The following is a 14,049-nucleotide window of genomic DNA, read 5'->3' as shown; positions in this document are numbered from 1 at the left end:
TTTCTGGCAAAGCTCGGGCGCATCGCGTCGCGAGAACGCGAACACACATTCAGCTGTCATCACCCGCGCATGCGGGTGATCCAGTATCCCAGAGATGCCTGTGATAGAACTGAGAAGCCGCGGCGTACTGGATACCCCGCATGCGCTGGGTATGACGGCCTTGTGGGGAAGCCCGACACTAGGAAAAGCCCTCGTCTCCTGATCTTATCCAACCCCCAGACATTCCGGCGAAAAGGTCCCCCCGATGACGACGCGACGCGAACACGATCTCCTGGGCGACCGCGATGTTCCGGCGGAGGCCTATTACGGCGTCCACACCTTGCGGGCGGTGGAGAATTTCCCGATCAGCGGCACCCCGATCTCGATCTATCCGGATCTCATTGCGGCCCTGGCCTCGATCAAGATCGCCGCGGCGAAGAGCAACCGCGAACTGGGATTGCTCGATGCCAAACTCGCCGACGCCATCGTCGCCGCCGCGGAGGAAGTGCGATCGGGTGAACTGCACGACCAATTCGTGGTCGACGTCATTCAGGGCGGCGCCGGCACCTCCACCAACATGAATGCCAACGAGGTGATCGCGAACCGCGCTTTGGAGCTGCTCGGCCGGCCCAAGGGCGATTACAAATTCCTGCACCCCAACGAGCACGTCAACATGAGCCAGAGCACCAACGACGTCTATCCGACGGCGCTCAAGCTCGCGGCTTACGGCGGCATCATGCGGCTGGTCGAAGCGATGGCGGTGCTGCGCGAGGCGTTCGAGCGCAAGTCCGACGAGTTCAGGGACATCATCAAGATGGGCCGCACCCAGTTGCAGGACGCGGTGCCGATGACGCTGGGCCAGGAGTTTTCCACCTATGCCGTCATGTTGGGCGAGGACGAGCAGCGGCTCAAGGAGGCCGTGCTGCTGGTGTGCGAAATCAACATGGGCGCGACCGCGATCGGCACCGGCATCAACTCGCACCCGGACTATGCCGGTCTGGTGTGCCGGCATCTGCGCTCCGTCACCGGCATTCCGGTCGTGACCGCGACAAACCTGGTCGAGGCGACGCAGGATTGCGGCAGCTTCGTTCAGCTTTCCGGCGTGCTCAAGCGCGTCGCGGTCAAGCTGTCGAAGACCTGCAACGATCTGCGGCTGTTGTCCTCAGGTCCGCGCGTCGGGTTGAACGAGATCAACCTGCCGCCGATGCAGGCGGGCTCCAGCATCATGCCGGGCAAGGTCAATCCGGTGATTCCCGAGGTCGTCAACCAGATCGCCTTCGAGGTGATCGGCAACGACATTACGGTGAGTTTTGCGGCCGAGGCCGGCCAGTTGCAGCTCAATGCGTTCGAGCCGATCATCGCGCACAGCCTGTTCAAGAGCGTCAATCATCTGCGCGCCGGCTGCCTGACGCTGGCCGACAAATGCGTCGACGGCATCACCGCCAACCGCGAGCACCTGCGCCGCGGCGTCGAAAACTCGATCGGCATCGTCACCGCGCTCAATCCCTATATCGGCTACGCCAACGCCACCGAGATCGCGCAGCAGGCGCTGGTCACGGGCGAAAGCGTCTACGATCTGGTGCTGGCCAAGAAACTGCTCACGCCGGAGCAGCTCGACCAGATCCTGCAGCCGGAAGTGTTGACCCGGCCACGCGCGATTACGGTGACGTTGGTGCAGGGCAAGGCGGAGGTAGGGACCGCAGGACCGAGTCAGATCGACTGATCGCGTATGCCGATCTGTATTCGGTCATGATTGGGCCTTGCGACCGTGTGCAGGCGTGATCCGCGCTGGCGGTGCGCGGTGCTGTTTCTCATCAATGCTTGTGTGCGGCGCGAAAAGCATCCGTACTTCCACGGAAAAGTCGCCCGATCGGGCCATTTCAACCTGTTCCGCGAATAATTTGTGAACCACATGGGGCGAATTCACTTGGCCTTTAACGCCTAACTCGTTCCATCGGGGCACAAAAGGCGATGGCAACGTCTTGCAAGGTGAATTCCGTGGCAATAGCGGAAGCGAGCAAACCGGTGTGGAAGTCGCTCTGGCCGCGTCAGCCCGCCGAGGCGGACGATAGCTCCGGCTGGGCATGGACGCAGTCGCATCACCGGATGACCATTTCGGTGATTCTATTGGCGCTGAGCTTCTCCGCGGTATGCGGCTGGGTGCTGCTGGAGGCGCGGCGGGCGACCGAAGCGCGTGCCACCGAGGTCGCCACCAGCATCGCCAATTCGCTCAAGGCCGATATCGCACGCAACGTGGACCTGCTCAATCTCTCGCTCGAGGGGGTGATGAGCAATTTGAAGCTGCCCGGTCTCGATCGCCTCAGTCCGGAAATGCGCCAGCTGGTGCTGTTCGATTATTCCGCCACCGCGCGTCATCCGACATCGATGTTCGTCATCGATGACACCGGACGGATCACGCACGATTCCAAGAATCTGGTGCCGCCGCAACACAACATGTCCGACCGGGACTATTTCCAGTTTCACAGAGACAATGAATTTCCCGGCCTGTACATCAGCCGTCCGATCGCATCCCGTGTCACCGGTCTCTCGCTGGTGGCGTTCAGCCGGCGGCTGTCGCATCCGGACGGCTCGTTTGCCGGCGTCGTGCTCACTGCCATGCTGCAGGACCATTTCCAGGCGATGTTCAAGGATGCGTCGCTGGGGCCCAACGGCACGGTGACATTGGCGCGCACCGACGGCATCGTGCTGATGCGCTGGCCGTTCCGCCAGGATTTCATCGGCAGCAACATCAAGCGCGCCGAACTGTTCACGCACTTCCCGAAGGCTCCCAGCGGCCACTATGAATCGCGGGCGGTATCGGACGGGATCAAACGGCTGTTCGTCTATACCCAGATCGGCAATTTGCCGCTGATCGTCGTGGTCGGCCAATCGCTCGACGATGTCCTTGCGGCGTGGTGGCGGCAGGCGATCGCGATCGGCGTCTTGATGGCCGTGCTGTGCGCCGTGACGGTGATGCTGGCCGCCTTCCTGCATCGCGAATTCGCGCGCCGCAGTGCCGCGGAAAAGAAGCTCACCATTCTGGCCACGATCGACGGGCTCACCGGCCTTGCCAACCGCCGGCATTTCAACCGCGCGCTGGCCTATGAATGGCGCCGCGCGATGCGCAGCCGCGCGCCGGTCGCGCTCTTGATGATCGATGCCGACCATTTCAAGGCCTATAACGACGCGCATGGCCATCAGGCCGGCGACAGGCTGCTGCAGGCCATTGCCGCGTCGATCGCGGCGAATGTGAAGCGGCCTTCGGATATGGGCGCGCGCTATGGCGGCGACGAGTTCGCCGTTCTGCTGCCGGAAACGCCGCTCGGCGATGCGGCAGCGCTGGCGGCGCGGATTCGCGAGGATCTGATCGTCCGCTGCGGCGCGGACGAGATTCAGCGCGGCCATGCGAAACTGAGCATCGGCGTCGCGTCGCTGGTGCCCGGCGCCGAAACCAGGCATCGCGATCTCATCGCCGCCGCCGACAAGGCGCTCTATGAGGCCAAACGCCTCGGCCGCAACCGCACCGAATTGGCGGAAACCGAGGCGGGCTCGATAGTGCCCGATGCCGGCGCGTATTCCGGTGAAGAGAGCAGGGCTGCCCAGATGGCCGATCAAGCGCGATCTTCCGCGGTCGCCCGGATCTAGCGGTCAGCCTCCCACGGGCAATGCGGCGCTACAGCAGCCCCCGATAAATCCCCGGCTCCGAACCTTCGATGGCCACCGCGCCGACCGCCTTCGAATAAAACTCTGCCGGCCCCACGCCGCCGATGATGGCGTAGCCAAAGCCTTGTTGCCGCATGTCCTCGAGGCAGGCGAACAGCAGGGCTTTCCCGATGCCGCCTTGCCGAGCCTTCGGATCGACGCCGGTCGGACCGAAGAAGTTGCGACAGGTCGCATCATGGCAGGCGAATCCCACGATGGTTTTTTCCCGGACCGCGATGAAGCAGGAGACCGGCTGGCGGCTGAACGCGACATCGGTTTCGCTGGCCCATGCCTCGCTGAAATTCTGCCGCACCCAGCCTGTGACCTTGTGCTTTTCGGGGGCCAGCGCACGGCGCATGACGATTCCGGCGTTGCGCAATCGATCATAGGCAGGCCGGGAATCGGGCAGGGCATAGAGTTTGACGAGCATGTCCATCGGGTGCGCGCTTCTGAATGGAGGTGGCGGTCGTGCCGAAGGGTACGAGGGGATCGCTTCGCCCGCAATGCTGGCAGCAAGTTGGCCGTCACGGCGACGTGGCCGCGCCACGCGAAGCCCGAAAGGGCGAAGCGTGGTGCCCCTGGCCGGAATCGAACCAGCACTCCTTGCGGAACTCGATTTTGAGTCGAGCGCGTCTACCAGTTCCGCCACAGGGGCCCTCGGGGCGTCGGCCAAAGGCCGGTGCCGCGAAGCCGGCGGAATATAGCGGGCGGTTTCCCCGGGTCAACCCGCGCGGATGTGATTGTCCCGCGCCTCGACAGCGCCATATCAGCGGGATAGGACCTTGTTATCGTTGGAGAACGCCCGTGACGCTTCATGCCACCGCAAATCCGTCACATGCCGGGCTTGGTGCCAATCCCGCTGTTGTCGCCGCGCTGGCGATCGCGGCCATCGCGGCGGCGACCCTGGCGGGCGCCTGGTTCTTCCAGCTGGTGCTGGATATCCGCCCCTGTCCGCTCTGCCTCGAACAGCGCTACGCCTATTATCTGGCGGTCCCGCTCGCCCTTCTGGTCGCCTTCGCAGCCTCGCGGAACGCGCCGCGGCCGGTGCTGCTGGCCGGCCTTGGGCTGCTGGCGCTGGCGGCGCTCGCCAACGCCTGGCTCGGCGGCTACCACGCCGGCGTCGAATGGAAGTTCTGGCAGGGCCCGACCGATTGCTCGGGCCCGCTCGTCAATCTCGGCAGCGCCGGCACGCTGCTCGAGCGCCTCGACACCGTGAAAGTGATCCGCTGCGACGAGGTGCAGTGGCGCTTCCTCGGCCTCTCGCTCGCCGGCTACAATGTGCTGATCTCGCTGGCGATCGCTGCGATCGCGGCGTGGGGTGTCAAGTCAGCGAAGCGGGCCTAGTCGTCCACATCGTCCTGCGGCCGTCCGAACAGATGGACGATGCCGGGCGTCGTGATGGAGACGAACACGAAGCGCGACAGATGGTGCGCGCCGACGAAAATCGGGTCGATATGCAGCGTCAGCGCCAATGCCAGCATGGCGTCCATCGCGCCCGGCGCAAAGGCGACCACGACGTCGGCCAACCGCACATTCGTGGTTAGCGCGATGATGGCGACGAAAATTGCCGAGATCACGATCGCCACCGCAAACGAGCCCAGCCCCGCATTGACATGGCTGAGCAGCGTCGACCGTTTCACCCGCGCAAAGCGCGTGCCGATCACCGCGCCGATGCCGACCAGCGCCACGCCGCGCATCCAGGGCGGCAGCCCGCCCTCGATCATTTCCGTGCCGTGCAGCACGCTCGAGGCGATCATCGCGCCGAACATCCAGCTCGCCGGAAATTTCATCAGCAGCAACAACAGCGCGACCGCGACCGCAGCCGCGATCAATACGGCCAGTTCGAGCGGCGAGGCGATGATGGCGGCGATGTTCGGCGGTGCCGATGGTGCGATTCCGGTCAATGCCAGCAGCAGCGGCAGGGCGGCGGTGAGGATGATCACGCGCATGGTCTGAACCACGGCGATACCAGCGACGTCGGCGCCCTTCTCGGCGGCGAGGATGGTGATTTGCGACAGCGCGCCGGGGCTTCCGGCCAGCAAGGCCGAGGTCTGGTCCCAGCCGTGGAAGCGCTGCAGGTAGAAGCTGCTGCCGAAGGTCGAACAGAAGGTGGCGAGCGCCAGAAGTCCGATGGTCAGCGGATAGGAGCTCATGTGCTGGATCAGCTGCCGCGACACCAGCGAGCCCAGCGTGATTCCGAGCAGCAGCAGCACGCTTTGCGTCAGGATCGGCGGCATCGCGAGCGGCCGTCCGCAGATCGCGGCGATGCCGACCGCGAACATCGCGCCGGAGATCAGTCCACCGGGCAGGTTTGCCCAAAGAAACAGCAAGCCGCCAGCGGCGCCGAGGACGATTGTCTCGATCGTGGAGAGAATCCTGGCGCGGTCAGGAATCGCAGACGTCATCGATGCGGGGATCAGGCTCACGCCGCCTTATGGCAAATCCCGCATCGCGCGACAAATGCACCACGCGATTGCTGCAATGCGTACGCCAGCCATCATCGGCCCTGGCGCGGGCGGTCAATGCGCCGGCAAGCAACTGGCGCCCGCGCGGGGGCCGCGGGCGCCAAGCGACACCATCAGACATGCAGATGCGAAGTAGCCCTTGTCCTGAAGCAGGAAGGGCAGGTGGTTACTTCGCTCCCGCCGCCTTTTCCTTGTCGGCAAATTCCTTCTTGCAGGCGGAACGGAATTTCTTGCGTTCCTTGCCCTTGAGCCCCTTCTCGTCGGCTTGCTTGGAGCATTCGAGCGAGCCGGGCGTCCGCGGCTTCGCGGCGGCCTTCTTGTCGGCCGGTGCCTTGGTTTCGGTCTTCGGCGCCTCGGTCTTTGCAGCCGGCGCCGCGGTTTGCGCCGACGCCACGCCCATCAGCAGGAATGAGGCAATCGCGGTCGCGGTGACAAGGGAAGAGATCTTCGTCATGGGGCACCTCGGATTGAAGACAAGGGCGCGACCGTCGCGCCGTGATGCTGAACGTTAAGTGAATGGACCGGAATATCCGCTTCCTTGACAGCCACATTATTTTGAACGGAAAATCGCACCGCGCGTTGTCGCAAGCTGTGGTTGCGCTAGGATGGGCGTTGCAGATGACTGCTCAAGAGAACTGTCCAAGGGAGCCTTAGGATGACCAATCAAGCAAAAATACTCTGCGCAATGGCGGTGTCGGGTTTTGCGGCGTTCATGGTGACGTCGCCGGCGCAGGCCCTCACCGCGCAGGAATGCAGCGCGAAATACCAGGCCGCCAAGACCGCCGGCACGCTCGGCGGCCAGAAATGGAATGACTTCCGCAAGGCGCAATGCGGTGCGGATGCCACCGCCGCTGCGCCAGCAGCCGCGCCGGCCGCAGCACCTGCTGCCGCGCCCAAGGAAGCCAAGGCCAAGAAGGAAGCCGCGCCCGCAAAGGAAGCTGCGGCGCCGGCGGGACCTGCAGTCTATCCGAACGCCGTGGATCCGAAATACGCCAAGGAAACCGCTGGCAAACAGCGCATGCACACCTGCCTCGATCAGTACAACGCCAACAAGACCAGCAACGGCAATGGCGGCCTGAAGTGGATCCAGAAGGGCGGCGGCTATTACAGCGAATGCACCAAGAAGCTGAAACCTACGGCCTGAGCTATCGCTGAATACGCAGACTTGCTTCACCTCTCCCGCTTGCGGGGGAGGTCGGCGCGTAGCGCCGGGTGGGGGCTCTCTCCACGAGTCGCATCGCTGAGAGAGCCCCCACCCATAGCCGATGCTACGCATCGGCGTTCTTAATCAAGGACGGCGGCCGTAGGCCGCCTACGCCTCCCCCGCAAGTGCGGGAGAGGGAGCGCAGCTTCCATCGCGGATGCAATTTAACGCATCACGCGTCTAGCCTTCATCCTCGAGCAGCTTCTCGGCTGATTTTGCGATCAGCTGCGCGCGCTTGCGTGGGCCGCGTTCGAGGAACAGCAGGCTCTGGCCGAAGATGAAGCAGTAGAACAGGAACGCCTGCGCGTCGGCTTCCTCTGCCGCCAGCCCCGCCGCCCGATAGAGCTGCCCGACATTTTGCAGGCGCGCGGCATCGACGCTGGCGACCGCTGCGGCCGCGGCCTCGTCGGATCGCGCCCATTGCCGGATCGCAAGCTCCACCGCCATGCCCTCGGTATTCATCCGTTCCGAATAAAGCGCGACCAGCGCCCGCAAGCGTTCGCGCGCGGTGGCGCCATCGAGGCTGGTCTGCCTTTCGATCGCGGCGATGCGCCCGGTGCTCCAGTTTTGCAGCATGCCGTCCAGCAGCGCCGCGCGATCCTTGAAGCGACGATAGAAACCGCCCTTGGTGACGCCAAGATTCTTCGCCAGCACCTCGACTCGCACGCCCTCGACACCGGTGCGGGCGATTTCCGCCATGCCGGCCTCGATCCAGGTCGCGTCCTTGCGATTCTCGCTCTTGCCGTCGGTCATTGATTCCAGCCTCACCGATTCTTGATACGGTACCGTATTGCTAACCCGTTCATGTCCTGATACGCTACCGTATCAGGAATCGAAAGCGGGCAGAAAAGCGGGCAGAAACGATAAGCGGGAGCGAGACGATGGAGACGGACGCGACCTATCGCGGCACGGTCTATCCGTGGCAATGCGATCATGTCGGGCACATGAACATCATGTGGTATGTCGGCAAATTCGACGAGGCGAACTGGAATATGTTCGCGCGGCTCGGGCTGACGCCGTCCTATTTGCGCGAATCCGGCCACGGCATGGCCGGCGTGCAGCAGAACATCAGCTACAAGCGCGAACTTTTCGCCGGTGATATCGTCGAAGTCAAAAGCCGGCTGCTGGAAATCCGCGACAAGTCGATCCGCTTCCTGCACGAGATGCGCAACGCCGAAACCGGCGAGATATCAGCGACCTGTGAAATCACCGCCGTGCACCTCGACCGGCAGGCCCACAAATCGATGCCGTTCGCGCCTGAGATCCGCAATACCGCGCTAAAGCATCTCTGCCCGGCTGAGGCGGTGCTGGCATGAGCGGTATGGCGCGCTTCGAGCCGAAGAATCCGGATTTTCGTGAGATCGCGACCGATACGTTCGAGCGCCAGCACGCGATGCGCACGCTCGGGATTTCGATCGCACGGCTGGAGCCGGGCGAGGTCGAGCTTGCGATGGCGTATTCGCCTGATCTTACCCAGCAGAACGGTTTTGTGCATGCGGGCATCATCACCGCGGGCCTCGATAGCGCTTGCGGCATCGCCGCCTTCACACTGATGCCCGATGGATCCGACATCCTGACCGTGGAATTCAAGACCAATCTGCTGGCGCCGGCCCGCGGGCAACGTTTTGCGTTCCGGGCCAACGTCGTCAAACCGGGTCGTACGCTCACCGTATGTGAGGGGCGCGCCTATGCCGAACACGACGGCATCGAGACGCTGATCGCGACCATGACGGGGACGCTGATGGCACTGCCACGCCGCGCCAGCGCCCCGTTGCAGGACAGGGCGCCCGCGCCCGCCTGACGTCGGACGTTGCTCGGAGCATGGGACGTGCGCTGAACGCCTGTTTCAGGGCAGGTTTGTGCTGCAGCTATGGCGGATCATAGAAATTTCTTCTATGATCCGGCCGTGCACATGAGTCTTCCATCTTGATCATCTTCACCATGCAAAGCGTGCTGGGACTGGCGTCGGGGATGCTGGTCGGGTTTTCGCTTGGCCTGGTCGGCGGCGGCGGATCGATCCTGGCGGTCCCGCTGATGGTCTATGTGGTCGGCGTGCCCGAACCGCATGTCGCGATCGGCACCAGCGCCATTGCGGTCGCCGCCAATGCCGCGGTCAATCTGTCCAACCATGCGCGCGGCGGCACGGTGGTCTGGTCGTGCGCGCTGATGTTTGCCGCAGCGGGGATGGCGGGCGCGTTCGGCGGATCGATCCTCGGCAAGATGGTCGACGGGCAAAAGCTGCTGGCGCTGTTCGCGCTGGTCATGATCGGGATCGCGCTGCTGATGCTGAAGACGCGGTCGCGGATCGGGCTGCCTGATGTCAAGATGTCGATGTCCAACATGCCGGCCATCGTCAGCCTTGGTCTGGCGACGGGGACGCTATCGGGATTCTTCGGCATCGGCGGCGGATTCCTGATCGTGCCGGCGTTGATGCTGGCCACGGGCATGCCGATCATGAACGCGGTTAGCTCCTCCTTGGTCGCCGTCACCGCGTTCGGCATGACCACCGCCGCCAGCTACGCCTGGTCCGGCCTCGTCTCCTGGGCGCTGGCGGGATTGTTCGTCGCTGGAGGAATTGCCGGGGGATTGGCCGGCACCGGCGCCGCGCGCCACCTTGCAGAGCGGCGCGGCGCCCTCAACATTGTGTTCGCCGTGGTCATTATTGCGGTAGCGCTCTATATGCTGGCGCGTAACATATCCTCATCCTGGGCGTAGACAGGGGTGAGGCCGTCGCGAGAGCAGCAATGAACCAGCAGAACAAACCAGCCGGAACCAAGCCGCACCGCAGCCGGCGCGAAGCGCTCGGCCTGCTTGGCGCCGGCGTAACCCTGCTCGGCACCGCCGCGATGCCACATCAGGCGTTTGCGCGTGATGACGACGCGGTGCTGACCGAAGCGCTGGTGCTGCGCGACCCGGATATCCCCGCGGCCGGCAACCCCGACGGCGACATCAACATCGTCGAATGGTTTGACTATAATTGTCCCTATTGCCGCAAGATCGCGCCGGAGATCGCGCAGGTCGTGCAGGACGACGGCAAGGTCCGCCTGGTGCTGAAGGACTGGCCTATCCTCGGCGAAGTTTCCAAGATCACGGCGCGGATGGCGCTGGCGGCCAAATATCAGGACAAGTTCATGCAGGCGCACGAGGCGATGATCGGCGTCAGTTCACGGCTGACCGAGGCGCGCGCCCGCGAGCTGATCGCCGAAAAGGGCGTCGACATGGATCGCCTCAACCGCGACCTTGCCACCAACGCCAAGGCGATCGACGCCATCCTCGCGCGCAACCACGCCCAGGCCGAAGCCTTCGGTTTCCGCGGCACGCCGTCCTTTATCGTCGGCAAGTTCCGCGTGCCCGGCATCCTGACCATGGCGGAGTTCGAAATGGTCATCAAGGACGCGCGGAAGGCGAAGGCCGCTAACTAGTCTCGCCAATGGAAAGAGCGCCCTCGTCGGTGACGAGGACGCCCTGATTTCCCGTGCAACTGGTCGCGTGATTACTTCGACGCGATCTTGGTCCATTCCTCATGGGCGCGCGTTTTCAACGCTTTCCAATCGGTCGCGGCCACATCCCAGTTGACGATGGTGCGGTTGTTCTGCGCGACCTGACCGTTCGCCACACTCGATGTGTTCATCGAATCATAGACGTAGACGCCGCAGACCAGCAGCAGCGCGCCCAAAATCATTCCCAGAAACGTTCGCATGACATCCTCCGATGATGCGCAAACAACGCAGCTTTGAGAGGAAAGTTCCCGCCGGGCTATTTGCCGATCCGGCCCACGCGTTCCACAAGGAAATCGACGAATAGTCGCGCCCGCACCGGCAATTGCCGGCCAAAGGCGTGCACGACGTGCATCGGAACCGACGGCATCGCGACGTCAGGCAGTATTTCGACCAAACGACCGGCCGCAAAATCGTCCTCGACGGCGAAGCGGAGCACCTGCGCGATGCCGGCGCCGTGAAGGGCTGCGTGATACAGCGTAGTGCCGTCGTCTGAATCAAGCACGCTTTCGGGGGTGATGGTGGTGTCATCGGCGAAAGCAAACGGATAGGGCTTTCCGGCAAGCAGATAGCGCAGACAAGCATGCTGGCGCAGATCTTCGACGCTGCGGGGCACGCCGCGCGCGGCGACGTAACCCGGCGAGGCGATCATGGCCATCGGCAGATCCGCCAGCTTGCGCGCCGTCAGATCGGTATCGGCGAGATCGCCGATGCGCAACGCGACATCAAAACCTTCCCGGATCAGATCGGCATGGCGATCGCTGACGCTGAGTTCGAGTTTGACGTTGGGATGCCGCGCCAGGAAGGCTTGCGACCATTCCCCGATCAGCGTTCGCCCGACAAACACCGGCGCGGTCACGCGCAACAGGCCGCGCGCGCTCTCGGCCATCTGCACGACGTCCTCGGCGTCCTCGATCGCGCGGAGTAGCGGTGCGACGCGTTCGTAATAGGCTGCGCCCTCGGTGGTGAGGCTCAGCGTCCGCGTCGACCGCTGCAGCAGCCGGACGCCGAGCCGGCGCTCCAGCCGCGCCACGCTTTTCGAGACGGCCGACGCGCTGGAGCCGATGGCGCGGCTGGCGTTCGAGAAGGAGCCGGAATCCACCGTCCGCACGAAGGCGACCAGACCGGCGGTTTTCTCCAGAATTGTCGTCATTTCGGAATTCCAGGCACAAATCCTGCGATCTATGTGATCCTAATAAGCCATTCAGTCCGAAGTAGATAGCCGGTCACAAACGCCGGCAACAGGGCCGGCCTGTCAGGAGAATCAAATGAGTGACCTCAAGGGCAAGGTGGCGATCGTCACGGGGGCGTCGAAAGGCATCGGCGCCGGTATCGCGAAAGGCCTGGCCGCGGCCGGCGCCGCCGTGGTGGTGAACTACGCGTCGAGCCGCGAAGGCGCCGATCGCGTCGTCGCCGACATCACGACCAAGGGCGGCAAGGCGATTGCGGTGCAGGGCGACGTCGCTGATGCCGCCGACGTGAAGCGTTTGTTCGAACAGACCAAGACGTCGTTCGGCACGCTCGACGTGCTGGTGAACAATGCCGGCGTCTACCAGTTCGAGCCGCTCGAGAAGGTGACCGAGAAGGAGTTTCATCGCGAGTTCAACACCAACGTGCTGGGAACGCTGCTGACCATCCAGCAAGCGCTGAACTATTTCGGCCCGCAGGGCGGCAGTGTCATCAATATCTCGTCGATCGCGAGCCTCAATCCGACGCCGGATTCGGTGATCTATTCCGCCACCAAGAGCGCGGTCGATTCGATCACGCGCAGCCTGGCGAAAGAGTTCGGCGCGCGACAAATCCGCGTCAATGCCATCGCGCCGGGAGCCACGGCATCGGAAGGGCTCGAGAGTGCCGGCCTGCTCGGAGGCGACGTCGAAGAGCAAGTCATCGGCATGACGCCGCTCGGCCGCTACGGCCAGCCCGACGACATCGCGAAGGTGGCGGTGTTCCTCGCATCAGATGATTCCGCCTGGCTGACCGGCGAACGAATCTCGGCGTCCGGCGGCTGGCGCTAACCGGCCCGCGGGCGTTCGCCGCATCAAATGCGTCCGAACGCCCGCGTTACTGGAATCATTCCTCGCGCAGCCACGCCAGCATCGGCGCGTTGATCTCGCGCGGGTAGGTGTGGCTGAGATCGTCCAGCTCACGATAGGTCACGTTGGCGCCGGCCGCCGACAGCAACTGCTGGGTTTGGCGCGCCAGCTGCACCGGAAACATCCAGTCGAGCTTGCCATGCACGAGGTGGATCGGCAGGCCGCGCAATCGCTCCGCATCCGCCATTTCAGCCATCAGCGGATGGAACGTCGCCGAGACCGGCGCCAGATGCGTGAACGGCGAGGCGCTTTCGAGCCCGCTGACATAGCAGAAAGTGCCGCCGTCGCTCATGCCGGTCAGCAGCATTTTTGTCGCGTCGATATTCCAGCGCGAACGCACCTGTTCGAGAATGCGCATCAGGTTCGGCGTGTCGGTATCCTCGCCCATCAAGGCCCAGGTGGTTTTGCTATTCGAAGCATTCCCGGTCGCGGTCGGCGCGATCAGGATGGCGCCGTGGCTTCGCGCGTCGCGCAGCCAGTTCCACAGGAAACCGCGGCCATTGCCGCTGCCGCCATGCAGCGCCATCACCAGCGGCCAGGCGCGGTCCGGCGTATAATATTCCGGCACATAGAGCGAGAAGCCACCGCGGCTGCCGGGCTCGTTATGGTCGTGGAAGATGCCGGTGTTTTCATTGGCCGGTTGCGCCAGCCGTGCGGTGAGATCGGCATCCTCGCGCAACGAAGGTTCGACAAAGAACTCGCTGACCGGCGGCAATTTCGCGACCAGCGCATAGAGCGCCTCCTGCGCCCGCGGCGAATAGCGCAGTGCCCGAAACACGCTGACCAGATCGCCATTGCCGTTCTGCACTTCGCGTAACCCTGCGAAGGCGGCCAGCGCCGCGTCGCTGGCGGTCTCGAGCGCGGTCTTGATATCGCTGAATTCCGCGGGCCACTGCGAAAGCCGCGGGCGCACCGCGCGCAGCGCCTCGTCCGGCGTGCCGGCAGCTTCCATCACGCGACCAAAATCCGGCGGGTTCAGGTAGCGCGCGACAAAGCCGAGCGCTTCAAGCGATTGCAGCAGCGGCGGCAGCACGGCAACGACGTCGTCCACCACCGCCTCGCTCATCGCGCATTCCCTGATTTGATCAAGTCTGGTGAAGCCTTGT

At 63.9% G+C, this 14,049-nt stretch carries 16 protein-coding genes and 1 tRNA gene; 9 read left to right on the top strand and 8 right to left on the bottom strand.

From position 1 onward, the window contains the following. The first annotated feature begins 244 nt into the window (after positions 1 to 244). Both aspA and JQ567_RS38895 read left to right on the top strand, forming a co-directional pair. Complete coding sequence (aspA, locus tag JQ567_RS19975) at positions 245 to 1,702, top strand: aspartate ammonia-lyase (protein WP_212440402.1); 1,458 nt, start codon at positions 245 to 247, stop codon at positions 1,700 to 1,702. A 275-nt stretch (positions 1,703 to 1,977) separates the two neighbouring features. Continuing rightward, on the top strand, positions 1,978 to 3,624 hold the full coding sequence (locus tag JQ567_RS38895) for a sensor domain-containing diguanylate cyclase (RefSeq protein ID WP_212440401.1): 1,647 nt from the start codon (positions 1,978 to 1,980) through the stop codon (positions 3,622 to 3,624). A 28-nt stretch (positions 3,625 to 3,652) separates the two neighbouring features. On the opposite strand, the gene JQ567_RS19965 is transcribed toward JQ567_RS38895, so the two are convergent. Further along, positions 3,653 to 4,117, bottom strand: a complete 465-nt coding sequence (locus tag JQ567_RS19965) for a GNAT family N-acetyltransferase (protein WP_212440400.1) — start codon at positions 4,115 to 4,117, stop codon at positions 3,653 to 3,655. 134 nt (positions 4,118 to 4,251) lie between these two features. After that, positions 4,252 to 4,336: transfer RNA gene (locus JQ567_RS19960), tRNA-Leu, on the bottom strand. Between the two features lie 149 nt (positions 4,337 to 4,485). Here JQ567_RS19960 and JQ567_RS19955 point away from each other — a divergent pair. Next, positions 4,486 to 5,025 carry a disulfide bond formation protein B gene (locus JQ567_RS19955; protein ID WP_212440399.1) on the top strand — a complete coding sequence of 180 codons (540 nt, stop codon included), beginning with the start codon at positions 4,486 to 4,488 and terminating at the stop codon, positions 5,023 to 5,025. Here JQ567_RS19955 and JQ567_RS19950 read toward each other — a convergent pair. After that, positions 5,022 to 6,107, bottom strand: coding sequence for an AbrB family transcriptional regulator (locus JQ567_RS19950; RefSeq protein ID WP_409363617.1), 1,086 nt, complete (start codon positions 6,105 to 6,107; stop codon positions 5,022 to 5,024). The genes JQ567_RS19955 and JQ567_RS19950 overlap by 4 nt on opposite strands. A gap of 205 nt (positions 6,108 to 6,312) precedes the next feature. After that, positions 6,313 to 6,600 (bottom strand): PsiF family protein, encoded by a 288-nt coding sequence (locus tag JQ567_RS19945; RefSeq protein WP_212440398.1) that lies wholly within the window; start codon positions 6,598 to 6,600, stop codon positions 6,313 to 6,315. A gap of 201 nt (positions 6,601 to 6,801) precedes the next feature. Between JQ567_RS19945 and JQ567_RS19940 the strand changes: the two genes are divergently transcribed. Then, complete coding sequence (locus tag JQ567_RS19940) at positions 6,802 to 7,290, top strand: hypothetical protein (protein WP_212440397.1); 489 nt, start codon at positions 6,802 to 6,804, stop codon at positions 7,288 to 7,290. A 240-nt stretch (positions 7,291 to 7,530) separates the two neighbouring features. Here the strand turns inward: JQ567_RS19940 and JQ567_RS19935 are convergent, their stop codons facing one another. Beyond that, positions 7,531 to 8,103, bottom strand: coding sequence for a TetR/AcrR family transcriptional regulator (locus tag JQ567_RS19935; protein ID WP_212440396.1), 573 nt, complete (start codon positions 8,101 to 8,103; stop codon positions 7,531 to 7,533). Positions 8,104 to 8,231: 128 nt separating this feature from the next. Here JQ567_RS19935 and JQ567_RS19930 point away from each other — a divergent pair, with 128 nt between their 5' ends. The 4 genes from JQ567_RS19930 (at position 8,232) to JQ567_RS19915 (ending at position 10,772) form a co-directional block, all read left to right on the top strand. Continuing rightward, a complete protein-coding gene (locus tag JQ567_RS19930) occupies positions 8,232 to 8,666 on the top strand; it encodes a thioesterase family protein (RefSeq protein ID WP_212440395.1) in 435 nt (144 codons plus the stop codon). 5 nt (positions 8,667 to 8,671) lie between these two features. Then, positions 8,672 to 9,151 (top strand): PaaI family thioesterase, encoded by a 480-nt coding sequence (locus tag JQ567_RS19925; RefSeq protein ID WP_212440449.1) that lies wholly within the window; start codon positions 8,672 to 8,674, stop codon positions 9,149 to 9,151. Positions 9,152 to 9,321: 170 nt separating this feature from the next. Then, the gene (locus JQ567_RS19920; RefSeq protein WP_212440448.1) at positions 9,322 to 10,065 is read left to right on the top strand and encodes a sulfite exporter TauE/SafE family protein; all 744 of its coding nucleotides are present in this window, start codon (positions 9,322 to 9,324) and stop codon (positions 10,063 to 10,065) included. A gap of 29 nt (positions 10,066 to 10,094) precedes the next feature. Next, entirely contained in the window at positions 10,095 to 10,772 is a 678-nt protein-coding gene (locus tag JQ567_RS19915; protein ID WP_212440394.1) for a DsbA family protein, read from the top strand. A gap of 71 nt (positions 10,773 to 10,843) precedes the next feature. Here the strand turns inward: JQ567_RS19915 and JQ567_RS19910 are convergent, their stop codons facing one another. Continuing rightward, positions 10,844 to 11,050 (bottom strand): hypothetical protein, encoded by a 207-nt coding sequence (locus JQ567_RS19910; protein WP_212440393.1) that lies wholly within the window; start codon positions 11,048 to 11,050, stop codon positions 10,844 to 10,846. Positions 11,051 to 11,106: 56 nt separating this feature from the next. Further along, positions 11,107 to 12,000 (bottom strand): LysR family transcriptional regulator, encoded by an 894-nt coding sequence (locus JQ567_RS19905; protein WP_212440392.1) that lies wholly within the window; start codon positions 11,998 to 12,000, stop codon positions 11,107 to 11,109. Between the two features lie 115 nt (positions 12,001 to 12,115). Between JQ567_RS19905 and JQ567_RS19900 the strand changes: the two genes are divergently transcribed. After that, positions 12,116 to 12,865 (top strand): SDR family NAD(P)-dependent oxidoreductase, encoded by a 750-nt coding sequence (locus tag JQ567_RS19900; RefSeq protein ID WP_212440391.1) that lies wholly within the window; start codon positions 12,116 to 12,118, stop codon positions 12,863 to 12,865. 55 nt (positions 12,866 to 12,920) lie between these two features. Here JQ567_RS19900 and JQ567_RS19895 read toward each other — a convergent pair whose 3' ends face one another. Then, the gene (locus tag JQ567_RS19895) at positions 12,921 to 14,009 is read right to left on the bottom strand and encodes a phospholipase (RefSeq protein WP_212440390.1); all 1,089 of its coding nucleotides are present in this window, start codon (positions 14,007 to 14,009) and stop codon (positions 12,921 to 12,923) included. Between the last annotated feature and the right edge of the window lie 40 nt (positions 14,010 to 14,049).

Source organism: Bradyrhizobium sp. AUGA SZCCT0431 (assembly GCF_018131065.1).
Lineage (GTDB): Bacteria > Pseudomonadota > Alphaproteobacteria > Rhizobiales > Xanthobacteraceae > Bradyrhizobium.
This window is presented reverse-complemented; position numbering and strand designations above follow the sequence as displayed.